Source organism: Streptomyces sp. NPDC048473, assembly GCF_043200155.1.
Lineage (GTDB): Bacteria > Actinomycetota > Actinomycetes > Streptomycetales > Streptomycetaceae > Streptomyces.
The window spans coordinates 283429-309250 of record NZ_JBICXE010000002.1 but is presented as its reverse complement, the minus strand read 5'-3'; the positions used below and the strand labels follow the sequence as shown (position 1 = coordinate 309250).

The 25822-nt window shown below is 69.4% G+C and carries 25 protein-coding genes and 1 pseudogene; 12 read left to right on the top strand and 14 right to left on the bottom strand.

The window, feature by feature from the left end; all coding sequences use genetic code 11:
* The first annotated feature begins 62 nt into the window (after positions 1-62).
* Positions 63-527: a VOC family protein gene (locus ACGFU7_RS04685; protein WP_393692309.1), complete on the top strand. Its 465-nt coding sequence runs from the start codon at positions 63-65 to the stop codon at positions 525-527.
* A gap of 24 nt (positions 528-551) precedes the next feature.
* On the opposite strand, the gene ACGFU7_RS04680 is transcribed toward ACGFU7_RS04685, so the two are convergent.
* Entirely contained in the window at positions 552-1172 is a 621-nt protein-coding gene (locus ACGFU7_RS04680; protein WP_393692307.1) for a class I SAM-dependent methyltransferase, read from the bottom strand.
* A 100-nt stretch (positions 1173-1272) separates the two neighbouring features.
* On the opposite strand from ACGFU7_RS04680, the gene ACGFU7_RS04675 reads away from it, so the two are divergent.
* Both ACGFU7_RS04675 and ACGFU7_RS04670 read left to right on the top strand, forming a co-directional pair.
* A complete protein-coding gene (locus tag ACGFU7_RS04675) occupies positions 1273-1938 on the top strand; it encodes a hypothetical protein (RefSeq protein ID WP_393692305.1) in 666 nt (221 codons plus the stop codon).
* A 53-nt stretch (positions 1939-1991) separates the two neighbouring features.
* Positions 1992-2357 (top strand): hypothetical protein, encoded by a 366-nt coding sequence (locus ACGFU7_RS04670; protein WP_393692303.1) that lies wholly within the window; start codon positions 1992-1994, stop codon positions 2355-2357.
* Here ACGFU7_RS04670 and ACGFU7_RS04665 read toward each other — a convergent pair.
* The gene (locus ACGFU7_RS04665; RefSeq protein WP_393692301.1) at positions 2354-3649 is read right to left on the bottom strand and encodes a methyltransferase domain-containing protein; all 1296 of its coding nucleotides are present in this window, start codon (positions 3647-3649) and stop codon (positions 2354-2356) included. The two genes, ACGFU7_RS04670 and ACGFU7_RS04665, sit on opposite strands and share 4 nt — an antisense overlap.
* Before the next feature lie 82 nt (positions 3650-3731).
* On the opposite strand from ACGFU7_RS04665, the gene ACGFU7_RS04660 reads away from it, so the two are divergent.
* Positions 3732-4757, top strand: coding sequence for a polysaccharide deacetylase family protein (locus ACGFU7_RS04660; RefSeq protein WP_393692299.1), 1026 nt, complete (start codon positions 3732-3734; stop codon positions 4755-4757).
* Positions 4758-4983: 226 nt separating this feature from the next.
* On the opposite strand, the gene ACGFU7_RS04655 is transcribed toward ACGFU7_RS04660, so the two are convergent.
* Positions 4984-5466, bottom strand: a complete 483-nt coding sequence (locus ACGFU7_RS04655) for a DUF6234 family protein (protein ID WP_393692297.1) — start codon at positions 5464-5466, stop codon at positions 4984-4986.
* A 327-nt stretch (positions 5467-5793) separates the two neighbouring features.
* Between ACGFU7_RS04655 and groES the strand changes: the two genes are divergently transcribed.
* Positions 5794-6102 (top strand): co-chaperone GroES, encoded by a 309-nt coding sequence (gene groES / locus ACGFU7_RS04650; protein WP_393692295.1) that lies wholly within the window; start codon positions 5794-5796, stop codon positions 6100-6102.
* A 99-nt stretch (positions 6103-6201) separates the two neighbouring features.
* The gene (gene groL, locus ACGFU7_RS04645; RefSeq protein WP_393692293.1) at positions 6202-7824 is read left to right on the top strand and encodes a chaperonin GroEL; all 1623 of its coding nucleotides are present in this window, start codon (positions 6202-6204) and stop codon (positions 7822-7824) included.
* A gap of 292 nt (positions 7825-8116) precedes the next feature.
* Here the strand turns inward: groL and ACGFU7_RS04640 are convergent, their stop codons facing one another.
* The 5 genes from ACGFU7_RS04640 to ACGFU7_RS04620 all read right to left on the bottom strand — a co-directional run bounded on the left by ACGFU7_RS04640 (position 8117) and on the right by ACGFU7_RS04620 (position 13509).
* On the bottom strand, positions 8117-9145 hold the full coding sequence (locus ACGFU7_RS04640; RefSeq protein WP_393692291.1) for a hydroxyacid dehydrogenase: 1029 nt from the start codon (positions 9143-9145) through the stop codon (positions 8117-8119).
* Between the two features lie 35 nt (positions 9146-9180).
* Entirely contained in the window at positions 9181-10035 is an 855-nt protein-coding gene (locus tag ACGFU7_RS04635) for a carbohydrate ABC transporter permease (protein ID WP_393692289.1), read from the bottom strand.
* A complete protein-coding gene (locus tag ACGFU7_RS04630) occupies positions 10032-10925 on the bottom strand; it encodes a carbohydrate ABC transporter permease (protein ID WP_393692287.1) in 894 nt (297 codons plus the stop codon). Before ACGFU7_RS04630 ends, ACGFU7_RS04635 begins: the two co-directional genes overlap by 4 nt.
* A complete protein-coding gene (locus ACGFU7_RS04625; RefSeq protein WP_393692285.1) occupies positions 10925-12253 on the bottom strand; it encodes an ABC transporter substrate-binding protein in 1329 nt (442 codons plus the stop codon). The genes ACGFU7_RS04630 and ACGFU7_RS04625 overlap by 1 nt, the downstream gene beginning before the upstream one ends.
* Positions 12254-12423: 170 nt before the next feature.
* Complete coding sequence (locus ACGFU7_RS04620; RefSeq protein WP_393692283.1) at positions 12424-13509, bottom strand: LacI family DNA-binding transcriptional regulator; 1086 nt, start codon at positions 13507-13509, stop codon at positions 12424-12426.
* Between the two features lie 198 nt (positions 13510-13707).
* On the opposite strand from ACGFU7_RS04620, the gene ACGFU7_RS04615 reads away from it, so the two are divergent.
* The gene (locus ACGFU7_RS04615) at positions 13708-15237 is read left to right on the top strand and encodes a right-handed parallel beta-helix repeat-containing protein (protein WP_393692281.1); all 1530 of its coding nucleotides are present in this window, start codon (positions 13708-13710) and stop codon (positions 15235-15237) included.
* An 83-nt stretch (positions 15238-15320) separates the two neighbouring features.
* On the opposite strand, the gene ACGFU7_RS04610 is transcribed toward ACGFU7_RS04615, so the two are convergent.
* Complete coding sequence (locus tag ACGFU7_RS04610; protein ID WP_393692279.1) at positions 15321-16094, bottom strand: SDR family NAD(P)-dependent oxidoreductase; 774 nt, start codon at positions 16092-16094, stop codon at positions 15321-15323.
* A gap of 35 nt (positions 16095-16129) precedes the next feature.
* A complete protein-coding gene (locus ACGFU7_RS04605) occupies positions 16130-16804 on the bottom strand; it encodes an MOSC domain-containing protein (RefSeq protein ID WP_393692869.1) in 675 nt (224 codons plus the stop codon).
* A 90-nt stretch (positions 16805-16894) separates the two neighbouring features.
* Between ACGFU7_RS04605 and ACGFU7_RS04600 the strand changes: the two genes are divergently transcribed.
* Positions 16895-17785: a LysR family transcriptional regulator gene (locus ACGFU7_RS04600; RefSeq protein ID WP_393692277.1), complete on the top strand. Its 891-nt coding sequence runs from the start codon at positions 16895-16897 to the stop codon at positions 17783-17785.
* Between the two features lie 87 nt (positions 17786-17872).
* Here ACGFU7_RS04600 and ACGFU7_RS04595 read toward each other — a convergent pair whose 3' ends face one another.
* Positions 17873-18208, bottom strand: a complete 336-nt coding sequence (locus tag ACGFU7_RS04595; RefSeq protein WP_393692275.1) for a WhiB family transcriptional regulator — start codon at positions 18206-18208, stop codon at positions 17873-17875.
* 413 nt (positions 18209-18621) lie between these two features.
* Here ACGFU7_RS04595 and ACGFU7_RS04590 point away from each other — a divergent pair, with 413 nt between their 5' ends.
* The 4 genes from ACGFU7_RS04590 (at position 18622) to ACGFU7_RS04575 (ending at position 22967) form a co-directional block, all read left to right on the top strand.
* Complete coding sequence (locus ACGFU7_RS04590; protein WP_003948568.1) at positions 18622-19233, top strand: response regulator transcription factor; 612 nt, start codon at positions 18622-18624, stop codon at positions 19231-19233.
* A 297-nt stretch (positions 19234-19530) separates the two neighbouring features.
* The gene (locus tag ACGFU7_RS04585; RefSeq protein WP_093893485.1) at positions 19531-20106 is read left to right on the top strand and encodes a sigma-70 family RNA polymerase sigma factor; all 576 of its coding nucleotides are present in this window, start codon (positions 19531-19533) and stop codon (positions 20104-20106) included.
* A gap of 128 nt (positions 20107-20234) precedes the next feature.
* A complete protein-coding gene (guaB, locus tag ACGFU7_RS04580; protein WP_393692273.1) occupies positions 20235-21737 on the top strand; it encodes an IMP dehydrogenase in 1503 nt (500 codons plus the stop codon).
* Positions 21738-21842: 105 nt separating this feature from the next.
* Positions 21843-22967: a GuaB3 family IMP dehydrogenase-related protein gene (locus ACGFU7_RS04575; protein ID WP_072486665.1), complete on the top strand. Its 1125-nt coding sequence runs from the start codon at positions 21843-21845 to the stop codon at positions 22965-22967.
* A 243-nt stretch (positions 22968-23210) separates the two neighbouring features.
* On the opposite strand, the pseudogene ACGFU7_RS04570 reads toward ACGFU7_RS04575, so the two are convergent.
* The 3 genes and pseudogenes from ACGFU7_RS04570 to ACGFU7_RS04560 all read right to left on the bottom strand — a co-directional run.
* Positions 23211-23485: pseudogene (locus ACGFU7_RS04570) on the bottom strand (nucleotide sugar dehydrogenase); the annotation flags it as partial.
* Between the two features lie 200 nt (positions 23486-23685).
* The gene (locus ACGFU7_RS04565) at positions 23686-24285 is read right to left on the bottom strand and encodes a hypothetical protein (RefSeq protein ID WP_393692271.1); all 600 of its coding nucleotides are present in this window, start codon (positions 24283-24285) and stop codon (positions 23686-23688) included.
* Between the two features lie 129 nt (positions 24286-24414).
* Positions 24415-25677, bottom strand: a complete 1263-nt coding sequence (locus tag ACGFU7_RS04560; protein ID WP_393692270.1) for a nucleotide sugar dehydrogenase — start codon at positions 25675-25677, stop codon at positions 24415-24417.
* Positions 25678-25822: the final 145 nt, after the last annotated feature.

Here is a 25822-nt window from a genome sequence, read left to right as displayed (position 1 = left end):
CCGGTCTACCCTGCACAACCTTCGGCACCATCCACCCCCGTGCCACCCGACAGGAGCAGACCATGCAGAAGATCAAGACCTTCCTGTGGTTCGACAACCAGGCCGAGGAAGCCGCGCATCACTACATCTCCGTCTTCGGCGGCGACTCGAAGGTGCTGAACACGACGTACTACAACGAGGCGGCGCCGGGCGAGACGGGCAAGGTCATGACCGTCGACTTCCTCCTGGCCGGCCAGGAGTACATCGCGCTCAACGGCGGCCCGCAGTTCCCCTTCACCGAGGCGGTCTCGCTGTCCGTGGACTGTGCGTCGCAGGAAGAGGTGGACACCCTGTGGTCCCGGCTCACCGAGGGCGGCGAGGAGGGACAGTGCGGCTGGCTCAAGGACAAGTACGGCCTGTCCTGGCAGCTCGTCCCGCAGGGGCTGAACGAGGCGCTGTCCGACCCGGACCCGGCGAAGGCCGAGCGGGCGATGAAGGCGATGCTGGGCATGGGGAAGCTGGACATCGAGGCGCTGCGCAACGCCTGAGCCCCGCCTCCGGCACCGGCCCCGTCAGGGCGCGGCGACGCCCATCGAGTCGGCGCCCATCGTCTTCGGCGCGCCCTTCTCGTAGAACACGTCGAGGTCGACGATCGTGAACCCCGCGGCCATCAGCATCTCGGCGATCGGCCGGGTCAGATGGCATCCGGCGAAGAGCCGCCGCTCCAGCGGATCGAGGCGGCGCTGCCAGCGGCGTATGTTCTCGTCCTCCTCCGGCGCCAGTCCGTGCTCCAGGAAGTGCAGGGTCGCGCCGGGTTTGAGGACCCGCCGTACCTCGCGCAGCGCCGCATCGGCGTCGGGGATGGTGCACAGCGTCCACGTGGACAGGGCGCCGTCGAAGGTGTCGTCCTCGAACGGCAGGTACTGGCTGTCCAGACAGGCGCGCCGCACCGGGGTGCGCCCTGCGTCGATACGGTCATGGGCCAGCTTCCAGCCGAGATCGGACGGCTCGACCGCGGCCACGTCGGTGACGGCATCGGGGTAGAACGGAACGTTGCGTCCGGAGCCGAACCCGATCTCGATGATCTCGCCGTACAGGCCTTCGCAGACCCGGCGCCGCAGCGGTTCGACCGATTTCATTCCGCCGACGGCATCGACGATCCGGGGCACGATCCGCTCGACGTAGAACCCCATCGCGAACCTCCATGTGTCCCTTTCCAGCATGGCACCCCGGCGGCCCCGGCGCACCGTGCCGCCGCAGGGAGCCGGGTGCCCGGTCGGTAGGGTCGGGCACATGTTTCGCCGTGCGCAACTGCCGCCGCCCCCACCGCCCGTGGAGATACGTACCTGGCCCGACCGTGAGGCGTTGCTCACCGACCGGGCCGTGGTGCTCGGGGCGTTGGTGAAGATGCATGTTTCACCGGGGCGGCTGGGGCTGCTGTGGCTGTGGGGAGCACTGTGCGCGCTCGGCTGGTCGCTTGTGGGCGCGGCGATCATTACGTTGGAGGAGACGTACGACATCTTCAGCGCCTTGCTCGGTGTGATCCTCGCCGGCCTGGGCGCCTGCTGCATGGTGCCCGCGATCGCCTTCGTCGTCATCGGTCTGCGCCGTGACCGCGATATCCGCCGACTGCTCGCCGTCTGGGGTGAGTTGGACCGCGATCCGGTGCGTGACGCGCGATTGCGGAGGCCGGGCGTCAGCCTCGTCTGGCTGCTGATGTCCTTCGCGCTGTGCGCGCTCGGGCTGTACGCGTGCATCGCCGTCCCGGCGACCGCCGAGGCGGCCCGGGACAGTTTCGGGCGGGTCGCCCTGGTCGTGGGACTGGGGATGACCGGCTGGATCGTCGGGCTGATCGGCATCAGCACGGCCTTCGCCCACCGTCGTTGGGTGCTGCGGGTACTGATCGGGGCGTCCGCTCCGGAGCCGCTGTTCTCCGTCGGGGGCGGCGCCCACCGCTGACCCCGGACCTATCCTGACCGGATACATGAGTCACGCAGGGGGAGGAGTGTCACATGGAGTGGTACTGGTGGGTGCTCATCATCTTCTGGACGGGCGGCTTCGGATGGGCGGTCGACAACGTCCGTACCGCGCTGCGCAACCGGCACACCCGCAAGCTGGAGCTGCTGGAGACGGCCAAGCAGGAGCGGCTGGCCCTCGAAGCGGCCCATAAGCCGCCGGAGCCGGTCTGCGGCTGCACGCACCATCTCGCCAAGCACGACAAGCAGGGCAAGTGCCATGAGCGGGTCGAGGTGCCGACGGCCTGGGACGAGTCCAAGAAGCCGGTCCGCTTCGAGTCGGGGCAGTGCAACTGCCAGCAGTACGTGGGTCCTCAGCCGCTCTCGCAGGTGTACGCCGAGGACCTGACCGACCTGGCCTAGGGCGTCTTCTTCGGCACCGGGTGGCCGATCAGCATCGTCGGGGCTCCGGCCACCCGGGTCAGGAAGACCGTCGCGGCGTTCGGCCCCTGGAGCTTCATCCTGCGGCGCAGCTCCTCCGGTTCGACGGCCGATCCGCGCTTCTTCACCGTCAGGACGCCGACCTTCCGCTCCCGCAGCAGCGCCTTGAGCTTCTTCATGTTGAACGGCAGCTGGTCGGTGATCTCGTAGCCGGCGGTGTACGGGGAGTCGTACGGCTCGTCGCTCGTGACGTACGCGATGGTCTCGTCGACCAGTCGGCCGTCGCACCGCGCCACGATGTCGGCGACCAGATGGGCGCGGATGACGGCGCCGTCCGGCTCGTACAGATAGCGGCCGACCGGGCCGACGGGCGGGGCGGGCAGCGGCGCGCCGGACCACAGGGTGGCGCGGGCCGGAAGCACGGTGGCGCGGTAGGAACCGGCCGCGAAGCCCTCGCCGAACCAGAGCACCGCCTCCTTCACATCGCCGCCGTCCGAGATCCACTCGGCCTCCGCCTGCGCCGGAATCGCCTCGTGCGGGATGCCGGGGGCGATCTTCAGCGCGGCGCGGGGGGCCTTGAGCGCGGCGCCGGTCGCCCAGGAGAGCGGCGGTGAGTACGCCTCGGGGTCGAAGATCCTGCCCCTGCCGCCGCGCCGCGCCGGGTCGACGAAGACCGCGTCGTACGGCGAGGTGTCGATGTCGGTGACATCGGCGCACCGCACCTCGATCAGACCGTCCAGGCCGAGCGCGACGGCGTTGGCGCGAGCCACCTCGGCGGTCAGCGGGTCGCGGTCCACCGCGAGGACAGAGATGCCCGCCCGCGCGAGCGCGATCGCGTCGCCGCCGATCCCGCAGCAGAGGTCGGCGACGCTCCGCACCCCGCCCGCCTCCACGAACCGCTGTGCGCGATGGGTGGCCACCGACGTACGGGTCGCCTGCTCGACGCCGTTCGGCGTGAAGAACATCCGGTACGCGTCCTCGGCGCCGAATTTCGCCACCGCCCGCTGCCGCAGCCGTGCCTGCCCCAGCGCCGCCGAGACCAGGGAGGCCGGGTGGGTGCGGCGCAGCCGGGTGGCGGTGGCGAGCTCCTGGGCGGGGTCGTACGACCGCAGCCCGTCCAGGAGCGCCGCGCCCTCGGGGGTGCGCAGGGCCATGAAAGCGGTGAGCGGGTCGTTGGCGTCGGACGGGTCATTGGCTTCGGACGGGTCGGGAGTGCCGGACCGGTCGTCGGCGTCGGACGGGTCGTTCGGGGCGAAGGCGTTCACCTGCCCCATTGTGAGCCAGCCGGGTTGACCGGTGGGCCCTGTGGCGGTGTCGGGCCGAGGCGCCCTGCACGTGCTGGCAGGATGCGACGCCATGCATCTTGTACGACAAAAGGAAGAATTAACCATGAAACGGAGCGGATCGGGCGCACCCGAACCGGGAGGCGGGCGGGGCTCCGGCAGGCATCGGCCGGCCTGCGCGGTCCTGGCCGCACTCCTGGTCGCCGCGGTCGGCTCCGGCTGCGCCTCCGGAAGCGGCGGCTCGTCCGGCGACGGCGACGAGTACCGGGCCCGGCCCGCCGCCGGGCCCCCGGGCGGCCTGGGGCAGGGGGCGGGCCCCGGACAGCGGGCCGGCCAGGGCGGCGCACCTGCCGGATCCCGTGAGAACGCGAGGTTCAGCCCGGCCGTACGGGCGGCCCTCGCCAAGAAATGGGGGCTGGACAGGCCACCGCTGATCGCACCCCCTCCACCCGCCGTGAAACCGCACATCACCACCCGCGAGGGGTTCGAGGTCGAGGGTGGGGACGACTCGCTGCCGCCGGTCTTCACCACCGTCCCGACCAAGGACCGGATCGTCTTCCTGACGATGGACGACGGTGACGAGAAGGACCCCGAACTGCTGCAGATGATGGACGAGCTGGACATCCCGTACAGCGCGTTCCTCAGCGACTACCTGGTGAGCAACAGCTACGGGTACTTCCTGGAGATGCAGCGCCTCGGCGTCGGCCTCAACAACCACACGCTCAACCACCCCTACCTGCCAGGGCTCTCGTACAGCGAGCAGAAGAGCGAGATCTGCGACCAGCAGGCCGTCATCGCGGAGCATTACGGGCGGCGGCCCACCCTCTTCCGCCCGCCGTACGGCAACTACAACGTGGACACGCTCCGCATCGCGAAGTCCTGCGGCATCAAGGCCGTGCCGCTCTGGAACGCGGAGGCGTTCCCGGACCACATGGAGTGGCGCGAGGAGGACCAGGACCTGCACCCCGGTGACATCATCCTCACGCACTTCCGGGGCCGGAAGGACTGGGGCGGCAGCATGGCCGACCTGGTCCGGGCGGTCATGAAGACCATCACGGACAAGGGGTACGCCGTGGCCCGGCTGGAGGACTACGTATGAGAAGGGCGCACCGGCTGCTCGCCGGACTGCTGACAGCCGGTGCGTTCCTGACCGCCACCGCCGGGTGCGCACAGTCGGTGGACCCGATCGAACGGCTGAGCCGCAAGGCCGCACAGAAGGTGACCCACCCGCGGCCGGCACCCGCGGCGGGCCCGCAGGCGCATCCGCCGGTGCATCCGCGCGGCGATCACGGGGCGCCGGGGTCGCTGGTCGTCATCGCCTGCCGTCAGCTGCCGGAGTCCCGGCACTCGCGGTTGTCGCCACCGCTGAGGCACTGGTGGCCGGACCGGCCGGGATCGTACGAAGGAGCGGAGGCCGTCGCCGGGTGCGAGCGGCGGTAGTCCTCGTGCCCGATCAGTACCGCCACCGCGCACAGCAGGAGCGCGGCCAGGATCTGGATCGCGCCCGCCCAGGGCCGGTTCGCGCGGATCAGCACCACGGCGAACAGGCAGATCACCGCGGCGATCCCGCCGAAGATGAGGACGGGCCTCCAGTCCATCGGCGGCGGCTCCGTCGTCTCCTGGCCGTCGGGGTCCCACCGCGAGAGGATCAGGTAATAGAGGACGCCCACACAGATCAGCCCCTCCAGGACGACCAGCAGCAGACCCAGCAGCGCATCGAGGCAGCCGTTCACGGGGCGCGAGGAGTCCTGCGCGGCCGAGGGACGATGCGGGAGCGGGTTCGACGGCTGGTACGGAGGTTCGAGCATGAAGCCACGGTCGTACGGAACGGCGCGGTCCGTCCCTGCGTTGTTCCTGTGTTGTCCAGACCTTTGCGTTGTCCGGACTGTCGGATGCGATCGGCACCCGTCGCACCGTGTGCGAGCGGGGGCCCGCATGACGCCACGACTGGCTGAATTGGCACTCCGCTTGACCGAGTGCTAATCCCGGTCATAGTCTCAGTGCTGGCACTCACCACTGGAGAGTGCCAGCAGTACTGTGCGACTGGCAGGTCCGGCACCCGCGACGACGGATCCACCTGGTCGCCACCCAAAGACTCTTAACCCCGTGAGATCTCCGAAGGGGGAGACCGGATCGTGTCGACCGTCAGCACCAAGGTTGCGATCAAGCCGCTCGAGGACCGCATTGTGGTCCAGCCGCTCGACGCCGAGCAGACCACGGCCTCCGGCCTGGTCATTCCGGACACCGCCAAGGAGAAGCCCCAGGAGGGCGTCGTCCTGGCCGTGGGCCCGGGCCGCTTCGAGAACGGCGAGCGCCTTCCGCTCGACGTCAAGACCGGCGACGTCGTGCTGTACAGCAAGTACGGCGGCACCGAGGTGAAGTACAACGGCGAGGAGTACCTCGTCCTCTCGGCTCGCGACGTGCTCGCGATCATCGAGAAGTAATTCACCCACGTTTGCTTCTGTTCTGCGCCCCTGGCCCCCTGCGAATTACCAGCCGGGTGGTCGGGGGCGCAGTTCATTTGAGAGGAAAACTCAGCTGCCATGGCGAAGATTCTGAAGTTCGACGAGGACGCCCGTCGCGCCCTTGAGCGCGGCGTCAACAAGCTTGCCGACACGGTCAAGGTGACGATCGGCCCCAAGGGCCGCAACGTCGTCATCGACAAGAAGTTCGGCGCTCCCACCATCACCAACGACGGTGTCACCATCGCGCGCGAGGTCGAGCTCGACGACCCGTACGAGAACCTCGGCGCCCAGCTGGTGAAGGAGGTGGCGACCAAGACCAACGACGTAGCAGGTGACGGTACGACCACCGCCACCGTGCTGGCCCAGGCGCTCGTCCGCGAGGGTCTGCGCAACGTCGCCGCGGGTGCTTCCCCGGCCGCCCTGAAGAAGGGCATCGACGCCGCGGTCAAGGCCGTGTCCGAGGAGCTCCTCGCGACCGCCCGCCCGATCGACGACAAGTCCGACATCGCCGCCGTGGCCGCGCTCTCCGCGCAGGACAGCCAGGTCGGCGAGCTCATCGCGGACGCGATGGACAAGGTCGGCAAGGACGGTGTCATCACCGTCGAGGAGTCCAACACCTTCGGTCTGGACCTCGACTTCACCGAGGGCATGGCCTTCGACAAGGGCTACCTGTCCCCGTACATGGTGACCGACCAGGAGCGTATGGAGGCCGTCCTCGACGACCCGTACATCCTGATCCACCAGGGCAAGATCGGCTCGATCCAGGAGCTGCTCCCGCTGCTGGAGAAGGTCATCCAGGCCGGTGGCTCCAAGCCGCTGCTGATCATCGCCGAGGACGTCGAGGGCGAGGCCCTGTCGACCCTGGTCGTCAACAAGATCCGTGGCACCTTCAACGCCGTCGCGGTGAAGGCCCCGGGCTTCGGTGACCGCCGCAAGGCCATGCTCGGCGACATCGCCACCCTCACCGGTGCGACCGTCATCGCCGAGGAGGTCGGCCTCAAGCTCGACCAGGCCGGTCTGGACGTGCTGGGCTCCGCCCGTCGCGTCACCGTCTCCAAGGACGACACGACGATCGTGGACGGCGGCGGCGAGCCCGGCGACGTCAAGGGCCGGGTCAACCAGATCAAGGCCGAGATCGACGCCACGGACTCCGACTGGGACCGCGAGAAGCTCCAGGAGCGCCTCGCGAAGCTGGCCGGCGGCGTGTGCGTGATCCGTGTCGGTGCCGCCACCGAGGTGGAGCTCAAGGAGAAGAAGCACCGTCTGGAGGACGCCATCTCCGCGACCCGCGCCGCGGTCGAGGAGGGCATCGTCTCCGGTGGTGGCTCCGCTCTGGTCCACGCCGTCAAGGTCCTCGACGGCAACCTCGGCAAGACCGGCGACGAGGCCACCGGTGTCGCGGTCGTGCGCCGCGCTGCCGTCGAGCCGCTGCGCTGGATCGCCGAGAACGCCGGCCTCGAGGGTTACGTCATCACCTCGAAGGTCTCCGAGCTCGACAAGGGCCAGGGCTTCAACGCCGCGACCGGCGAGTACGGCGACCTGGTGAAGGCCGGCGTCATCGACCCGGTCAAGGTCACCCGCTCCGCGCTGGAGAACGCCGCGTCCATCGCGTCGCTGCTGCTCACGACCGAGACGCTGGTCGTCGAGAAGCCGGCCGAGGAAGAGCCGGAGGCCGGTCACGGTCACGGCCACTCCCACTAGCGTGTAGCTCCGCCCAGCCACTGAGGCCCGGTACCCCGTCGCGGGGTACCGGGCCTCGGCATGTGCGGCTGGACCGAGCCCCGCCCGTGGCCGGGGGCCCCGGGCCCCGCCCCCGAACGCCCGCTGCTCAATCGCCGGAAGTCCAGGGGTGCAAATCAGCCCGCCCGGCGATTGAGGACATCCTTCATCCCGTCCGGCGTTTGAGGACCGGGGTCCGCGGCGGAGCCCCCCACACGGCGGAGCCGCATATCGATACTGCCGGGAAGAGGCGGGCAGGGGACAAAGCCCCCCGTCACGCCGAGCGCGGCAGTATCCCCGCCCGGACCGGATCCGCGAACGGCAGGCCGGCCGCGTACCGCTCCAACTCGTCCAGCGCCTCATCGGCCATCCGGTGCAGCTCATCGCCCAGCGAACCCGCGACATGCGGAGTGAGCAGCACATTCGGCAGGTCGTACAACGGCGAGTGCGCAGGCGGAAGTTCGGGCTCCGTCACATCCAGCACCGCGTGCAGCCGCCCGGCTGTCAGCTCGGGCAGCAGCGCCTCCTCGTCGATCAGCGATCCCCGCGCCGTGTTGATCAGCGTCGCCCCGGTCGCCATGGCCGACAGCTGCGCCGCGCCGATCATGTGGTGCGTCTCCGGGAGCTGCGGCGCGTGCACCGAGACGACCGAGCTGCTCGCACACAGCTCGTCGAGCGAGGTGAGCCGTACACCGAGCCGCGCCGCCTCCGGGCCGTCCACGTACGGGTCGTACAGCAGGACGTCCAGATCGAAGGGGCGCAGCAGTTCGATCACGCGCCGGCCGATGCGGGAGGCGCCGACGATGCCGACCGTACGGTGGTAGTTGCCGGAGCCGTCGAGCTCCGCGAGCCAGTCGTTGTCGGCGCGCAGGGCGCGATAGCGATCCGCGGAGTGCAGGATGCGCTTGCCCGCGAAGAGGATCGCGGCGAGCGTGAATTCGGCGACGGGCAGCGCGTTGGCCCCGGCCGCCGAGGTGACGGCGATCCCGCGCTCCCAGCAGGCGTCCGTGATGTGGTGCTTCACGGAACCGGCCGCGTGCACCACGGCCCGCAGCCGGGGCGCGGCCGCCAGTACCTCGGTGGTGAGCGGCGTCGCACCCCAGCAGGTGAACAGCACCTCGGCATCGGCGAGCGCGGCGGCCACCTCGGGCGTCGGGTCGGCCAGGTCGTGGGCGACGAGGTGCGGGTCGGTACGGGTGAGGGCCGCCAGCCGGGTGCGGTGGCGGTCGGCGAGGAGGCGTCCGGCGATGCCGGGGCCCATCGCGAGCAGGGCCGTCGGCCGGTTGTCAGTGGCGTGGGGCATGGTGGAACTCGTACTCCTCAGGGCTCGCGTGAGAGTCACTTGACGCTGCCGGCGGTCAGACCGGCCTTCCAGTGCCGCTGCAGCGAGACGAAGGCGACGATGAGGGGGATGACGGCGAGGAGAGAGCCGGTGACGACGAGCGGATAGAAGCTCGGCTCGCCGTGGGTGTTGGTGTTCCAGGAGTACAGACCGAGGCTCAGCGGGAAGAGCTTGCGGTCCGAGAGCATCACGAGGGGGAGGAAGAAGTTGTTCCAGATCGCGGTGAACTGGAAGAGGAAGACGGTCACGAAGCCCGGCATGACCATGCGCAGCCCGATGGACCAGAAGACGCGCAGCTCGCCGGCCCCGTCGATACGGGCGGCCTCAAGGGCCTCGTCCGGTATGTAGCCGGTGCTGAACACCCGGGCGAGATACACGCCGAACGGGTTGACGAGCACCGGGATCAGTACGGACCAGTAGGTGTTGACCAGGCCGGTCTTGGAGGCCAGGAGATACATCGGCAGGGCGAGCGCCGTGGTGGGGACGAGCACGCCCATCAGCACAAGGGCGAACAGCTTCTCCTTGCCCCGGAATTCGTACTTGTCGAAGGCGTACCCCGCGGCGACACAGATCAGTGAGCAGACGATCGCCCCGCCGCCCGCGTAGAAGAGGCTGTTGAGATACCAGCGGAAGTAGATGCCGTCGCCGTAGGAGGCCAGGTTCGACAGATTCTCGCCGAGGTTGAAGCCCTCGAAGGAGAACGCGTTGCCCGCGAGCAGCCCGCCGGTGTCCTTCGTGGCGGCCGTGACCAGCCAGACGAGGGGGAAGAGCATGTAGACGACGGCGAGCAGAAGGAAGCCGTTGACCGCGGTCTTCGACATCCAGCGGCCGCGGGAGGCGGGGGAGTTCATGCTTTCTTGCCCTTCCGGCCGGTGAAGCGGGTGACGACGAAGGACAGCAGCGCGGCCGTGAGCGCCAGCAGGATGGAGGCGGCCGCGGCGAGACCGTAGTCGTTGCGTTCGAAGGCCGCGGTGTACGCGTACATGTTCGGCGTCCAGGTGGAGGAAACGGCGGAACCGGTCCCCTTGTTGAGGATCAGCGGCTCGGTGAACAGCTGGAGGGAGCCGATGACCGTGAACAGCGCGACCATCACGACCGAGGCGCGGATCAGCGGGACCTTGATGCTGAGTGCGACGCGCCAGGCACCGGCCCCGTCGACGGTGGCCGCTTCGAGTACGGAGCGGTCGATGGCCTGCAACGCGGCGTAGAAGATCACCATGTTGTAGCCGAGCCACTCCCACAGGGCGATGTTGACGATGGAGGGGAGGGCGCCCTCGGGCGAAAAGAAGTCGAAGCCGATTCCGCCGGACTCCATGGCGCTGACCACCGGGCTGAGCTGGGGTGTGTAGAGGTAGACCCAGATCAGCGCGGCGATGATGCCGGGCACGGCGTGCGGCAGGAAGAGCGCGAGCTGGAAGAACCGGCGGGCGCGGGCCAGCGTGGAGTCCAGCAGCAGGGCGAGGGCGAGGGCCCCGACGAGCAGCAGCGGAATGTAGAACAGGCAGTATCCGAGGAGTACGCCGAAGCCCTCGCGGAACGCCCGGTCGCCCAGGGCCGCCGTGTAGTTGTCGAGTCCGCTGAAGACGGTCTCGGTGCCGCCGAAGCCCAGTCCGGACTGTTTCTCGGTGAACAGGCTGAGCCAGACCGCGTATCCGATCGGCAGCACCATGGCCACGGTGAACAGTACGAAGAAGGGCCCCAGCAGGATGGCGGCGGCTCTGGTCGTCCGGGCGCGCTTCATCAGCCTGCGTCCTCGACCTTCAGGCCGCGCTTCTTCAGCTCGGTGACCGTGGCGTCGTGCCCGGCCTTCACCGCGTCCTTGATGGTGGTGCCGCCGCTGGCGACCTTGCCGAACTGGTCCTTGATGGTGGTGTTCGTCGTGCCGGTCGTCGGGCCCCAGTTCCAGTCGGGGCCGATGGACGTCGCGGCGTCCTCGAACACCTGGTAGATGTCCTCGCCGCCGTAGAAGTCCGCGTCGAAGGCCTTCTTCGCCACCGGGCGCAGCGCCGCCGCGGCCGGGAAGGCGCTCGAAGTGCCGGACTCGATGCGGGCCTTGATGCCTTCCTCGGTGGTCGACATCCAGGTGGCGAACTCGACCGCGGCCTTGGCCTTCTTGCTGGTCCTGGTCACCGCGAAGGTGGAGCCGCCGAGCATGCCGCTGGCCGGCTTGCCGTCCCAGCTGGGCATCGGGGCGACGGCCCACTTGCCGCTCTGCTCGGGCAGCGTGCCCTTGAGGACGCCCGCGCCCCAGGCGGCGCCGAGGTAGCCGACGGTGCCGCCGTTCTTGAGGGAGTTGGTCCACTCGGGGCTGAACGAGGCGTTGGCGCGGATCAGGTCGTCGTCGAGCAGGCCCTGCCAGTAGTCGGCGACCTTGCTGGTGGCCGCGTCGGCCGTGCTGACCTTCCAGGTGTCGCCCTCGGGCTTGTACCACTGGGCGCCGGCCTGCCAGGCCATCGCCTGGAACGTGGTCGGGTCGTCGGGGAAGAAGGTGCCGATACGGGCCTTCTTGTCGGCCTTCTTGACCTTCTCGGCGGCCTTGCGGAAGTCGTCCCAGGTCTGGGGAACCTCGACGCCGTACTTCTCGAACAGATCCTTGCGGTAGTAGAAGGCCTGTGGCGAGGCGTCGAACGGAACGGCCCAGTTCTTGCCGCCGAGCGTCGTCAGCTCGACCGCCTGCGGCAGCAGCTTCTTCTTGATGTCGTCGGTGAAGTACTGGCCGATGTCCTGGAGCGCGCCCTGACTGACGTACTCCGGAAGCTGCGGGTACTCGATGGAGACCAGGTCGGGGGCGTTGCCCGCCTTCACCGCGTTGGAGATCTTGGCGTAGCCGCCCGCGTTGCCGGACGGGATCTCCTCGTACACCACCTTGATGTTCTTGTGCGAGGCGTTGAACGCGTCAACGACCTCCTTGGACCCCTTGGTCCAGCCCCAGAAGGTGACGCTGACGGGCTTGCCGTCGCTTCCGGCGGCGGCACTGTCGTCGCCGCTGCCGCCACAGGCCGTGAGAACGGCGAGGGCGGTGGCGGCGCCGACTACGGCGAGGGACGTTCTGCTCGAACTGCGGCTCACAGCGAGGCTCCTGAACAGGCGACGACATTGGCGTTGGCCGTGATCCTTGGACCAGCCGTGACCGAAGTCAAGAGCGAAAGAGCGATTGATCGAAAAAAGATCAGATAAGTTACGTACGGAAGTGAACGGGGCGCCCTGTGCGAGAGGTGCGGGGCAACCCGTGAGAACGCCTACGAGAGGGGCGCTCCGCACGAGTCCCGGACCCGCAGCTGCGGGAGCAGTGTCAGATGCCGCCGGGGCGTGTCCGCGCCCTGGCCGAGCCGCTCCACCAGCAGTTCCGTCGCATGGCGGCCCACCTCGCGCTTGGGCGGTGCCACGGCCGTGAGCGGGGTGTCCGCGAGGGCCGCCACCTCGTCGTCGTACGCGATCAGCGCCAGATCGTCCGGCACCCGTACGCCCAGCTCGGCCAGGCGCTGCACCACCTGGATCGCGTCCACGTCGTTGTGGATCAGCGCCGCCGTCGCCACCCCTGAGCGGACCGCCTCCCGCAGCGCCTGCACGGCCTGTTCGAACGCGTCCGGAGCGAGTTCGGCCGGTACGGAATCGATCACGTCCTGCGGTGCGCGCAGCCCGAGTACGGCCAGGGCCTCCTCGTACCCGGACCGCACCGCGACGGCGGTGGGGGAGTCCGCCCGGGCCATCAGCAGCGGCGCCCCGTGCCCGAGATCCACCAGGTGGCGTACGGCGAGCAGCACCCCGTGCGCATGGTCGGAGCAGACCCGGTCCAGGCCGTCCAGCGGGGAGCCCGTGGTGGGCCTGCGCTCCAGCAGGACGGTCGGCACGGGCAGTGAGGCGATCCAGTCGCCGAACGCGGCGGGGTCGCCGGGGTGCCGCCAGCCCGGCGCGATCAGCAGCCCCTCGGCACCCGCGGAGAGCAGGCCCTCGGTGCGGGCGTGGTCCTCCTGCGGCCGGTAGTCGGAGATCCGCAGTATCAGCCGGGCGCCCGCCCTTGCGGCGGCCTCGTGGGCCCCGCGGATGACCTCGGCGAAGTAGTACGTCGCGGAGGGCGCGAGCATGCCGAGGACCAGGCCGCTGCCGCCGGGCCCCGTGGTGGCGGCGGGGGCGGCGTCCTGCGGCCAGGACACCGAGCCGTGGACCCGGTCGAGCAGGCCCCGGCCGGCCAGCTCCTCCACGTCCCGGCGCACCGTGACGGGCGAGACCCCCAGCTGCGAGGCCAGATCCGAGACCCGGGCCGAGCCCCGTTCCCGTACCAGCCCCAGCAGGCGGTCATGACGTTCAGCAGCACTTTCGCGCACGGCAGCAGTCCCCTCGCAGTGTGTGGCCCGGCCCCCGGTCCGGCCGGTGCCGGGGGCGTTGTCCGACCCTAGACCAACGTGATCGAACGATGGGAGTTTCGATCATTCAAACGCAATCCATTGACGTTCGATCAATCCGAGTCCAGGATTCCGGCGATGCCGACTCGTCCCGTCCCTGACTGTTCGTACGGAGGAATTGTGAGACATCGCGTCACTGCTGCGGCGCTCGCGGCCCTGACGGCCGCCGCCGGCCTGACCGTCGCCGGCCAGAGCGCCGCACAGGCCGCACCCACCGGCCGTAGCTTCCACGTCGACTGCGCAGCCGCCCCGGCCGGTGCCACCGGCAGCGAGCAGCACCCCTGGACCACGCTCGCCGAGGCCAACGCGCACACCTACGGCCCCGGCGACCGGCTGCTCTTCAAGCGCGGCGCCACCTGCACCGGCACCCTCACCCCCAAGGGCACAGGCTCCGCCCGCGCCCCGTTCACCATCGCCGACTACGGCAGCGGCCCGGCCCGCGCCGAGCTCGACGGCGCGGGCGCCCACGATGTCATCCTGCTTTCCAACATGCAGTACGTGCACCTCAAGGCCCTGGAGATCACCAACGCCGACAACCCCGGCAGTGAGCGCAACGGCGTCCGCCTCCGCCTCACCGACTACGGCACCGCCCGCGGCTTCGACATCTCCGGCCTCTACATCCACGATGTGCGCGGCGGCGACTACAAGACGGTGTCCGGCTCCAGCGCGATCCACATCGCGGTCGAGGGCACAGCGAAGGCCAGCCGGTACGACGGCCTGGACATCGGGCACAACCGCATCGAGGACGTCGACCGCGAGGGCATCTACTTCAAGTCGACCTTCTCCAAGCGCGATCTCGTCGGCGAGCAGCAGGACCCGAACGTCTACCCGGGGGAGTGGACGCCGAGCACCGGAGTCCGCATCCACCACAACACGCTGAAGTCCCTGGCCGGTGACGGCATGAAGCTCGACACCACCAGCGGCGCCCGCGTCGACCACAACCGGGTCGACGGCTTCCAACTGCGCTCGCCCTCCGCCAACGCAGGCATCTGGACCTTCAACACCGACGACACGACCGTCGAATACAACGAGGTCTCGGGCGGCGGCAACACTCACGACGGGATGTCCTTCGACGCCGACGGCGCCTCGCAGAACACGGTCTTCCAGTACAACTACAGCCACGACAACAAGGGCGGCTTCCTGCTGATCTGCCCGTACAGCGGCGCCAAGACCATCGGCACGGTCGCCCGCTACAACGTCAGCCGCAACGACGGCGCCCGTCTGATCCAGAACTGCTGGGGCCCGATCCTCGACACGGAGATCTACAACAACACCTTCCACAACAAGGAGCAGATCCCCGGCCACCTCGTCCAGGACGACGCCGGCAGCCCCGCCACCACCCAGCACGAACTGTCCATCCGGAACAACATCTTCGTGAGCGAGGGCACCGGCGGCTACGCCTTCAAGAACCCGACGCCCGGGCTCTCCTTCGACCACAACGCCTTCTACGGCATCGACATGACCCGCCCCGATGCAGGCGGTATCACGGCCGACCCGAAGCTGCGCACGGACTTCCGGCTCGGTGCGGGCTCGCCCGCCCTCGCCGCCGGAGCCGTCATCGAGAACAATGGCGGCAAGGACTACTTCGGCAACGAACTGAAGCCCGGCGCCCCCAACATCGGCGCCTACGCGGGCCGCGGAGTGCGGTAACCACCTGCCCGGTAACCGCACTGCGCGGGCCGCAGAGTGCGGTAACCGCCCACCCGTTGACCACCTGCCCGGTAACCGCCCGCTCACTGGGGCCCGTACTTGCGGCCTGTCTTGGAGGTGACCCCTCCGAGCAGGCCGCGCGGCGTCACCTTCACGAGCCCCATCAACGCCTTGTACCGCGGGTCCGGAACCGAGACCGACTTGCCGCGCGCCAGGTCCGCCAGGGCCGTCGCCACCAGTTTGTCCGCGTCGAGCCACATCCAGCCCGGGATGTTGCCGGTCCCCATCCCGGCCCGCTCGTGGAACTCGGTCCGTACGAAGCCGGGGCACAGCGCCATCAGCCGCACCCCCGAACCGGCCAGGTCCTTCGCCGCGCCCTGGGTGAACTGCACGACCCACGCCTTGGACGCGCCGTACGTCCCGCGCGGCACGAACGCCGCCACCGAGGCCACATTGACGACCCCGCCCCGCCCGCGCTCCTTCATGCCGGCCGCGGCCGCCGAGGTCAGCCGCAGCACCGCCTCGCAGTGCACCTTCAGCATCTTCAGCTCATCGGCCATGGGCACATCCAGATAGCGGCCCTTGTTGCCGAACCCGGCGTTGTTGACCAGCAGATCGACCGGCTGGTGACGGTCCGTCAACCGGTTCTCGACCGCGGCGATCCCCTTGTCCTCGGACAGGTCGGCCGTCAGCACCTCGGCCTCGATGCCGTGCCGGTCGTGCAGTTCCGTCGCCTGCTCGCGCAGCCGCTCGGTGTTGCGCGCCACCAGCACCAGGTTGTGCCCATCGGCCGCGAGCCGCCGCGCGAAGGCGGCTCCGATCCCTGCTGTCGCGCCCGTAATCAGTGCAGTCGTCATACGCGGCACGTTAGTGCCTGTACGGCACGCCGCGATCAGTCGTCCGCCGCCTGCGTCTCCACGTACTTCAGAGCGGCACGCAGCGACTCGGGATGCAGCGCGTCCCCCGCCGCGAGCAGCTTCGGGAGCAGCTCCCGTCGCGTTGTCGAGGCCAGGAAGTCCAGTTTCACTGTGACGTCGTGGTCCGGGCGGTGCACGATCTCGACCGGGTCCCCGGCGCGGATCCCGCCCGGCTCGATCACCCGCAGATAGGCACCCGGGGAAGCCGCCTGCGTGAACCGCTTGACCCAGCGCTTCTCGTCGAGATGACCGGCGAACGTACGGCACGGAATCCGGCTCGACGTGACCTCCAGGACCAGCTCGGGGCCGATCCGCCAGCGCTCGCCGATCTTCGCGCCGCTCACGTCCAGACCGCTGGTCGTCAGGTTCTCGCCGAACGCGCCATTGGCCAGCGGGCGGCCGAGTTCCCGCTCCCAGCCGTCGAGGTCCTCGCGGGCGAAGGCGTACACGGCCTGATCGGAGCCGCCGTGATGGCGCAGATCGCACACCGTGTCCCCGGCCAGGCCACTGCCGCCGGTGCCCTTGGGGCCGGGGTCGGTGACGCGTACGGGGCCGTCGGCCGGCTGCTTGTCGATCCCGGTCAGGCCGCCGGGGGCGTCGGAGTAGCCGACGGCCTTGGGCCGTCCCACATTCACCGTCAACAGCTTCATCGGCTTCATACAGAGAACGCTAACCACTCCACTCTCAAAGAAATGCGCCAAAAATTCGCACCCAACCCAAGAATCTCTTATGATTGAAGTGTGATCGAAGCCCGTCATCTCCGTGTCCTGCGCGCCGTGGCCGCCACCGGCTCGTTCTCCGCCGCCGCCCGCGAACTGGGCTGCACCCAGCCCGCGGTCAGCCAGCAGATGAAGGCGCTGGAAGCCTCCGTGGGGACCACCCTGTTGATCCGTACGGGACGCGAGATGCGGCTCACCCAGGCGGGTGAGGCACTTGTCCGGCACGCCTCCGGGATCCTCGCCGGGCTCACCGCCGCCGAGGAGGAGGTCGCCGCGATCGCCGGGCTGCGGGCCGGCCGGGTCCGGCTCGTCTCGTTCCCCAGCGGCAGCTCCACACTGGTCCCCGGCGCCCTCGCGGCGCTGCGCGCGGCCCACCCCGGCACCCGGGTCTCCCTGGTCGAGGCCGAGCCGCCGCGCTCGGTCGAGATGCTGCGCGAGGGCGACTGCGACATCGCGCTGGCGTTCCGTTACGGCGCCTCCGGCGCGGAGTGGGACGACCTGGTCGTACGCCCGCTGCTCACCGACCGGCTGATCGGCCTGGTCCCGGAGGGGCACCGGCTGGCCGGTGCGGCGGCGGTCGGCGTCGCCGAGCTGGCCGACGAGTCGTGGATCGCGGGCTGCCCGCGCTGCCGCCGCCAGCTGGTGGAGGTCTGTGAGGAGTCCGGGTTCACGCCCCGGATCGACTTCGCCACAGACGACTACCCGGCAGTGATCGGCCTGGTCGGCGCCGGACTGGGGGTGGCCGTACTGCCGGAGCTGGCGATCGAGTCGGTACGCCCCAAGGGGGCCCGCACCGTGACGGTGGAACCGGCCGTCGAGCGCGAGATCGTCGCCCTGACCCTGCCCGACCTGGCCCAGGTACCGGCAGTGGCTGCCACCCTGGATCGGCTGTCCCTGGCGGCCGCCCGCTGAGCGGGGCCTGCCTGTGACCCGGCCCCCTTTGGTGGCCGGGTAAAACGCGGAAACGTTTTTCTATTTATGGTGCGGGGTGCGGCGGGATCAGCCGTGCCCCGACGGGGACGGAAGGCCCGACGGCGCCGCTGCTGTGATCAGCCGGTTGCGGGCCCGTCCCATGAGCTCCTCGCGTTCGTCCTCGGTCAGTCCGCCCCACACTCCGTAGGGCTCACGCACCGCCAGTGCGTGTGCTGCACACTCGGCGCGAACCGGGCATCGCATGCAGACCTCTTTTGCCGAGTTCTCGCGGGCGCTCCGTGCCGCCCCGCGCTCACCCTCCGGGTGGAAGAACAGCGAGCTGTCGACCCCACGGCAGGCCGCCAACAGCTGCCAGTCCCACAGATCGGCGTTGGGTCCGGGAAGGCGGGAGAAATCTGCCATTGCTTGTCCCCTCGAAACCATGCTGAGTCGGAATCGTCGTTGTCGTCCGTTAATGACCGTGTCCATGACATTTACATCTACGGTGTAAGTAGATGTAAATATGACTGATTGCGAATCTAGCCACAGACACCAGCAAAAGGGAAGAAAACCCGCCAAATAGGGCATACCTTCATGTGAAGTTTCCGTTGACGGTTGGATGATCCGCGCCGCTCTCCTCCGTGTACGGGTCCTCACGTAGAGTGCCGAACCCGGCCGTCCGACCCGTAACTCTTTCGAGTGACCATCGTTGAGAGGGCGGTGGCGGTTGACAGAAAAAGCGATCGGGCAGATGTCCGAGAGCGTCAACCGCTCAGGTGACGACTTGTAACAGCCTGGAGGCTCAAGGTGACGCGCATCAGCTGCGGAGGACGGTCATGACATCCGTCCTCGTCTGCGACGACTCCCCGCTTGCCCGAGAAGCGCTCCGTCGCGCGGTCGCGACCGTGCCCGGCGTCGAGCGTGTGACGACGGCGGCCAACGGCGAGGAAGTACTCCGCCGCTGGGGCGCCGACCGTTCGGATCTGATTCTGATGGACGTACGCATGCCCGGTCTGGGAGGTGTGGAGACGGTCCGGCGGCTGCTCTCCGCCGACCCCGGCGCCAGGATCATCATGCTGACCGTCGCCGAGGACCTGGACGGTGTCGCGCTCGCGGTCGCCGCCGGTGCCCGCGGCTATCTGCACAAGGACGCCTCCCGCGCGGAGCTGCGGGCCACCGTCACCCAGGCGCTGGCCGATCCGACGTGGCGGCTCGCCCCGCGCCGGCTGCGGTCGGCCGAGATGGGGGCGGCGCCGACGCTCACCGCGCGTGAGATCCAGGTGCTCGAAGGAATGAGTCACGGCCGCTCGAACGCCGAGATCGGCCGTGAGCTGTTCCTCTCCGAGGACACGGTGAAGACGCACGCCAGGCGTCTGTTCAAGAAGCTCGGCGCCTCGGACCGGGCGCACGCCGTGGCGCTCGGCTTCCGCTGGGGCCTGGTCCGCTGAGGACCGGCCATGGCCGGCAGTCGATCGATTCCCCGTCCGCACACCGGCGGACGGGGCGATGTGACCGATGTGCGCGGGGTGGGCTCCGCCCCGCCGGTGGTGCCCTCCGCGCCGACGGTATGTGACGCTTCCCGGCCGATGACGCATCCTTGAGATGTGGAGTTCCTCGGGAACGATTCGGTCGAGCGGAAGGGGAGGGCGCAGGACATGACTTCCGGCGCACCCGCTCATAACGCTTCGGTGCACAACTACGGACGCGGCGGCACGGATGATGCGGCTCCGGGGCACCATGGTCCGATGCGCGACGACGAGACGACGGTGATCGGTGCACTGGTGCACCGTGCTGTCGAGGGCGACGCGCAGGCCACCCATGATCTGCTGGCCCATGTCCACCCCCTCGCGCTGCGCTACTGCAGGTCCCGGCTGAACCGGCTGCCCGGTGATGCTCGCCACTTCGTGGAGGACCTGGCGCAGGAGGTCTGTGTCGCGGTGCTGATGGCGCTGCCGCGCTACAAGGACACCGGCAGACCCTTCGAAGCCTTTGTCTTCGCCATCGCGGGCCACAAGGTCGCCGATCTCCAGCGGGCCGCCATGCGGCACCCGGGATCGACGGCCGTGCCCTCCGACGAGATGCCCGAGCGGCCGGACGATTCGCTCGGGCCCGAGGAGCGTGCGCTGCTCAGCAGCGATGCGGCCTGGGCCAAGAAGCTTCTTGCCAACCTCCCGGACAACCAGCGTGAGCTGCTCGTGCTGCGGGTCGCGGTCGGTCTGACCGCCGAGGAGACCGGACAGATGCTGGGCATGTCGCCGGGTGCGGTCCGGGTCGCCCAGCATCGGGCGCTGAGCAGGCTGCGGGCCCTCGCGGAGCAGTGACCCGGGCCTGGTCCAGGTTCCGTACGAAGCTACAGAACCTCTAGGTGATCTTGCTCGTGGAATGAGACACCGCCGGAGGCCGTTAGCATGGACATCCGCACCGATCAAGGCCATTTGGGGAAGGTGTCATGACTGCAAACGTCGACGGAGTGCCCGAGAAATTCGCGACGCTCGGGCTGACATACGACGACGTGCTGCTGCTGCCCGGCGCGTCCGACATGGCGCCCGACCAGATCGACACCTCCTCGTACATCTCCAGGAACGTGCGGGTGAACATCCCGCTGCTCTCCGCTGCGATGGACAAGGTCACCGAGGCGCGCATGGCGATTGCCATGGCCCGGCAGGGTGGCGCCGGTGTGCTGCACCGCAATCTCTCCATCGCCGACCAGGCCAACCAGGTCGACCTGGTGAAGCGCTCCGAGTCCGGCATGGTCACCGACCCGATCACGGTGCACCCGGACGCGACGCTGCGCGACGCCGACGAACTGTGTGCCAAATTCCGCATCAGCGGCGTCCCGGTCACCGACGGCGCGGGCAAGCTGCTCGGCATCGTCACCAACCGCGACATGGCCTTCGAGTCGGACCGTACGCGCCAGGTGCGCGAGGTCATGACGCCGATGCCGCTGGTCACCGGCAAGGTCGGCATCTCCGGCGTGGACGCCATGGAGCTGCTGCGCCGCCACAAGATCGAGAAGCTTCCGCTGGTCGACGACGCGGGGGTCCTCAAGGGCCTCATCACCGTCAAGGACTTCGTCAAGGCCGAGAAGTACCCGAACGCCGCCAAGGACAAGGAAGGCCGACTGCTGGTCGGCGCCGCCGTCGGCGTCGCGGGCGACGCGTACGAGCGGGCCCAGGCGCTCATCGAGGCGGGCGTCGACTTCATCGTCGTCGACACCGCCCACGGCCACTCCCGGCTGGTCGGCGACATGGTTGCCAAGATCAAGTCGAACTCCTCGGTCGATGTCATCGGCGGCAACATCGCCACCCGTGACGGCGCCCAGGCGCTGATCGACGCGGGCGTCGACGGCATCAAGGTCGGCGTCGGCCCCGGCTCCATCTGCACCACCCGCGTCGTCGCCGGCATCGGCGTCCCGCAGGTCACCGCGATCTACGAGGCCTCGCTCGCCGCCAAGGCGGCCGGTGTCCCGGTCATCGGCGACGGCGGTCTGCAGTACTCCGGCGACATCGCCAAGGCCCTGGTGGCCGGTGCGGACACCGTGATGCTCGGCTCGCTGCTCGCGGGCTGCGAGGAGTCCCCGGGCGAGCTGCTCTTCATCAACGGCAAGCAGTTCAAGTCGTACCGCGGCATGGGTTCGCTCGCCGCGATGCAGACCCGTGGCGACCGCAAGTCGTTCTCCAAGGACCGCTACTTCCAGGAGGGCGTCGCCTCCGACGAGAAGCTGGTCCCCGAGGGCATCGAGGGCCAGGTTCCCTACCGCGGCCCGCTCTCCGCGGTCGTCCACCAGCTCACCGGCGGTCTGCGCCAGTCGATGTTCTACGTCGGCGGACGCACCGTCCCGGAGCTCCAGGCCAACGGCCGGTTCGTCCGGATCACCTCGGCGGGTCTCAAGGAGAGCCACCCGCACGACATCCAGATGACGGTCGAAGCGCCGAACTACAGCAGGAAGTAACGCAACAGCGCAGCTGAGGGGCGGACCGGGGTTCCCGGGACCGCCCCTCAGCCGTGTGTCGGGGATACTGGACAACGCAGACGTAGAGGGAAAGGCCACACCATCGTGACTGAGATCGAGATCGGGCGCGGCAAGCGCGGCCGCCGGGCGTACGCATTCGACGACATCGCCGTCGTTCCGAGCCGTCGTACCCGTGACCCGAAGGAGGTCTCGATCGCCTGGCAGATCGACGCCTACCGTTTCGAGCTGCCGTTCCTGGCGGCCCCCATGGACTCCGTGGTCTCCCCGCAGACCGCGATCCGCATCGGTGAGCTCGGCGGCCTCGGCGTCCTCAACCTCGAGGGCCTGTGGACCCGGCACGCCGACCCGCAGCCGCTGCTCGACGAGATCGCCGAGATGCCCGTCGAGTCGGCGACGCGCCGCCTCCAGGAGATCTACTCCGCCCCCATCCAGGAGGAGCTGATCGGACAGCGCATCAAGGAGGTGCGCGACTCCGGTGTCGTCACCGCCGCCGCGCTCTCCCCGCAGCGCACCGCGCAGTTCTCGAAGGCCGTCGTCGACGCGGGTGTGGACATCTTCGTCATCCGCGGTACGACGGTCTCCGCCGAGCATGTCTCGGGTGCGGCCGAGCCGCTCAACCTCAAGCAGTTCATCTACGAGCTGGACGTCCCGGTGATCGTCGGCGGCTGCGCCACGTACACCGCCGCCCTGCACCTGATGCGTACCGGTGCGGCCGGTGTCCTCGTCGGCTTCGGCGGCGGCGCCGCGCACACGACGCGCAACGTCTTCGGCATCCAGGTCCCGATGGCGACCGCGGTCGCCGATGTGGCCGGAGCCCGCCGCGACTACATGGACGAGTCGGGCGGCCGGTACGTGCACGTGATCGCGGACGGCGGCGTCGGCTGGTCCGGCGACCTGCCGAAGGCCATCGCCTGCGGTGCGGACGCCGTGATGATGGGCTCCCCGCTGGCCCGTGCGACGGACGCGCCGGGCCGCGGCCGCCACTGGGGCATGGAGGCCGTCCACGAGGACGTGCCGCGCGGCAAGCTGGTGGACCTGGGCTCCGTCGGCACGACCGAGGAGGTCCTCACCGGCCCCTCGCACACCCCCGACGGTTCGATGAACATCTTCGGTGCGCTGCGCCGCGCGATGGCGACCACGGGGTACAGCGACCTCAAGGAGTTCCAGCGCGTCGAGGTGACGGTGGCGGACTCGCAGCACCGCCGCTGAGTGTTCGGAGCATGACGGGGGCCCGGACCGCCGGTGCGGTCGCTGTTGGTTGATTCGGGCCCGGTTACTTCGCCCCGCCGAGTTGTTCGGCGGGGCGAAGTGCTGGGAAGTGGCTGGTGCGGGATCAGGACCGGCCATCACGCTGTCCGGGACGGTGCCGTCGGCCGTGGCCACGTTCGTCATCAGGTTCAGGGCGTCCGGCTCACGGGCAAGAAGTGATGGGCCCACATCTCGGGCATTCACTCAGAGCCGGTGTGCGGCTTCGGCCCGGGGTGCGCCGCGGGTGTCGAAAAGGAACTGCGCCTTGGCGGCGAGTGTCCGGCGATCGTACGTGCGGTGGTGCTGGAGCAGCACCCGTCAGATCGGCACTGGAGGCCGCTTCGTACAGCGAGTCGGCGCGGGGCGCCGGGAGTTCGCGTACCCGCCAGGTCGAGGACATGCGGGTCGTGGCAAGCGATCCGGCCGGGGGTTGACGTGCCGGAGTCGGTCTCCAGGACCCTTGCCGTCCCGGCCTCGCGCGGGCTGGGGGCGCGGTCGAGGTGGAAGTCGCGTCCGCCGGAATCCCGCTCGGCTGCATCGGCATCAACACCCACCCCGTAAAGCGATGTCGGCCCCCAAGACCACAACCAGGTCTTGAGGGCCGACATCCCGCACTGGACCGAATCGACCGACAGCGTCTGCAGATCCGGGCCCTTCCGGGTGCGAGGACGCCTGGTGGCTACGAGGCCTTCTTTGCGCCGCCTACCGCGCCGACAGCACCGATCAGGAGGAAGAGGTACGTCTTGAAGTCGGCCGACTCGCTCCAACCCTTCGTGATGACGTCGAAGTGGTCGAAGAAAACGCTGGACGCCGACGTGTGTGTCAGGTCGGACAGCATGATCGAGATGCCCACGAGCTGGCCGAGGTAGACCGCGCCGATCGACAGCAGGGCGCTGACGACGGGCAGCACCGGGTTCTGTCCGCCGACCTTGCTTGCCGCGAAGCCGACGAGGAAGCCGACGCCGACGGCGATGTAGCCGACCTCGCGCTCGATCGCACCGGCGATGACGCCGTACAGAAAGGCCGCGGCGAGCGCCGTGACCACCGCTGTGAGCAGGCCCAGGCCCAGGTTGTTGCGCGCCGGGGCCGGCGGGGCGAACGGCGCGCCGCCGAACGGGACGCCGGGCTGGCCGGGCTGGCCGTACGGGCCGGGCTGCTGACCCGCGAACGGGTTGCCGGTCGGGGCGGCGGGCTGGCCGGGCTGCTGGCCTGCGTACGGGTTGCCGCCGGCGGGCTGGGCGTCGTTCGGCTGGTGTGCCGGTGGCACGGGCTGGCTCATGGTGGAATCCCCCCTGGGACGGAAGCGCACGACTGTGCGAGAAGTGACGCCGCAGGCTAGCAGTCACCTGTGACATCGCCCACCGAAATCCTTGGGGAACCCTTCACGAAAGCTTTGGAGAACCCTTTCTCACAGCCGGTGTGCGGCCCCCGCCGGAGTCGCGCCCCGGGTGTCCAGGAGGAGCTGGGCCTTCACCGCGAGGCCCTGGAGATCGTACGTACGGTGGTGCTGGAGCAGCACCGTGAGGTCGGCGCTCGAAGCCGCCTCGTAGAGCGAGTCGGCGCGCGGGACCGGGAGTTCACGTACCCGCCAGTCCAGGACATGCGGGTCGTGGTAGCCGATCTGGGCGCCCATGTCCATCAGCCGGAGCGCGATCTCCCGGGCGGGGGAGGCCTCCTGGTCGGCGAGGTCCGGCTTGTAGGTGACGCCGAGGAGCAGCACCCTGGCCCCACGTACGGACTTGCCGTGCTCGTTCAGGAGGGTGGCGCAGCGCTGGATCACGTACTGCGGCATCCGGTCGTTGATCTCCTGGGCGAGCGAGACCATCCGCAACGGGTGGCCGGGGGTGCGGCTGTTGTACGGGAGGTAGCCCGGGTCGACGGGGGCGCCGTGACCGCCGACGCCGGGGCCCGGACGGAACGGCTGGAAGCCGAAGGGCTTGGTCTCGGCGCACCTGATGACGTCCCAGAGGTCTACGCCGAGATCGTGACAGAGCACTGCCATCTCGTTGACCAGGGCGATGTTGACGTGCCGGAAGTTGGTCTCCAGGACCTTCGTCATCTCGGCCTCGCGCGGCCCGCGGGCCCGGACGACCTTGTCGGTGAGCCGGCCGTAGAAGGCGGCGGCGGATTCCGTGCAGGCGGGAGTGAGGCCGCCGATGACCTTGGGGGTATTGGCGTAGACGTGGGTCCTGTTGCCGGGGTCGAGGCGGCTGGGGGAGTAGGCGAGGTGGAAGTCGCGTCCGGCGCGCAGCCCCGAACCCTCTTCGAGGAGGGGCAGTACATAGCTCTCGGTGGTGCCGGGCTGCACGGCCGATTCCAGCAGGACGGTGGTGTGCGGGCGCAGCCGGGAGGCGAGCGCGCGGGCCGCGTCGCCGACGGCGGTGAGGTCGAGGGTGCGGTCGGCGCCGAGCGGGGTGGGCGCGCAGATCACCGCGGTACGGACCCGGCCCAGTTCGGCCGGGTCGGTGGTGGGCCGGAAACCCCCCGAGAGCATCCGGCGTACGTCCGAGGCGGTGAGCGATCCCTCGACGGGGGTGTGGCCCGCGGAGAGTTCCGCGTAGGCGCGTGGGTCGGTGTCGTAGCCGACGGTCTGGACACCGGCGGCGACGGCGGCTTGGGCGAGGGGCAGGCCGAGGTGGCCGAGTCCGATGACTGCGAGGTCTGCGGGCATGTGGATGGGCCGTCCTTCCCTTGGACCGACCGGCAGATGGAGGGCGCCACCCTCCGTTTGCCGGTCGGTCCATGACCATGAGAGCAGAAAGCGCAACCGCTGGGGACAGCGCAATGTCAGACTAGGCGTAAATATGACCTATATG

What these genes read in the sequence shown, in the direction of transcription:
- ACGFU7_RS04685 (WP_393692309.1), top strand. Translation starts at nt 63, where the DNA reads ATGCAGAAGATCAAGACCTTCCTGTGGTTCGACAACCAGGCCGAGGAA.
- ACGFU7_RS04680 (WP_393692307.1), bottom strand. Translation starts at nt 1,172, where the DNA reads ATGGGGTTCTACGTCGAGCGGATCGTGCCCCGGATCGTCGATGCCGTC.
- ACGFU7_RS04675 (WP_393692305.1), top strand. Translation starts at nt 1,273, where the DNA reads ATGTTTCGCCGTGCGCAACTGCCGCCGCCCCCACCGCCCGTGGAGATA.
- ACGFU7_RS04670 (WP_393692303.1), top strand. Translation starts at nt 1,992, where the DNA reads ATGGAGTGGTACTGGTGGGTGCTCATCATCTTCTGGACGGGCGGCTTC.
- ACGFU7_RS04665 (WP_393692301.1), bottom strand. Translation starts at nt 3,649, where the DNA reads ATGGGGCAGGTGAACGCCTTCGCCCCGAACGACCCGTCCGACGCCGAC.
- ACGFU7_RS04660 (WP_393692299.1), top strand. Translation starts at nt 3,732, where the DNA reads ATGCATCTTGTACGACAAAAGGAAGAATTAACCATGAAACGGAGCGGA.
- ACGFU7_RS04655 (WP_393692297.1), bottom strand. Translation starts at nt 5,466, where the DNA reads ATGCTCGAACCTCCGTACCAGCCGTCGAACCCGCTCCCGCATCGTCCC.
- groL (WP_393692293.1), top strand. Translation starts at nt 6,202, where the DNA reads ATGGCGAAGATTCTGAAGTTCGACGAGGACGCCCGTCGCGCCCTTGAG.
- ACGFU7_RS04640 (WP_393692291.1), bottom strand. Translation starts at nt 9,145, where the DNA reads ATGCCCCACGCCACTGACAACCGGCCGACGGCCCTGCTCGCGATGGGC.
- ACGFU7_RS04635 (WP_393692289.1), bottom strand. Translation starts at nt 10,035, where the DNA reads ATGAACTCCCCCGCCTCCCGCGGCCGCTGGATGTCGAAGACCGCGGTC.
- ACGFU7_RS04630 (WP_393692287.1), bottom strand. Translation starts at nt 10,925, where the DNA reads ATGAAGCGCGCCCGGACGACCAGAGCCGCCGCCATCCTGCTGGGGCCC.
- ACGFU7_RS04610 (WP_393692279.1), bottom strand. Translation starts at nt 16,094, where the DNA reads ATGACGACTGCACTGATTACGGGCGCGACAGCAGGGATCGGAGCCGCC.
- ACGFU7_RS04605 (WP_393692869.1), bottom strand. Translation starts at nt 16,804, where the DNA reads ATGAAGCTGTTGACGGTGAATGTGGGACGGCCCAAGGCCGTCGGCTAC.
- ACGFU7_RS04595 (WP_393692275.1), bottom strand. Translation starts at nt 18,208, where the DNA reads ATGGCAGATTTCTCCCGCCTTCCCGGACCCAACGCCGATCTGTGGGAC.
- ACGFU7_RS04590 (WP_003948568.1), top strand. Translation starts at nt 18,622, where the DNA reads ATGACATCCGTCCTCGTCTGCGACGACTCCCCGCTTGCCCGAGAAGCG.
- ACGFU7_RS04585 (WP_093893485.1), top strand. Translation starts at nt 19,531, where the DNA reads ATGCGCGACGACGAGACGACGGTGATCGGTGCACTGGTGCACCGTGCT.
- guaB (WP_393692273.1), top strand. Translation starts at nt 20,235, where the DNA reads ATGACTGCAAACGTCGACGGAGTGCCCGAGAAATTCGCGACGCTCGGG.
- ACGFU7_RS04565 (WP_393692271.1), bottom strand. Translation starts at nt 24,285, where the DNA reads ATGAGCCAGCCCGTGCCACCGGCACACCAGCCGAACGACGCCCAGCCC.
- ACGFU7_RS04560 (WP_393692270.1), bottom strand. Translation starts at nt 25,677, where the DNA reads ATGCCCGCAGACCTCGCAGTCATCGGACTCGGCCACCTCGGCCTGCCC.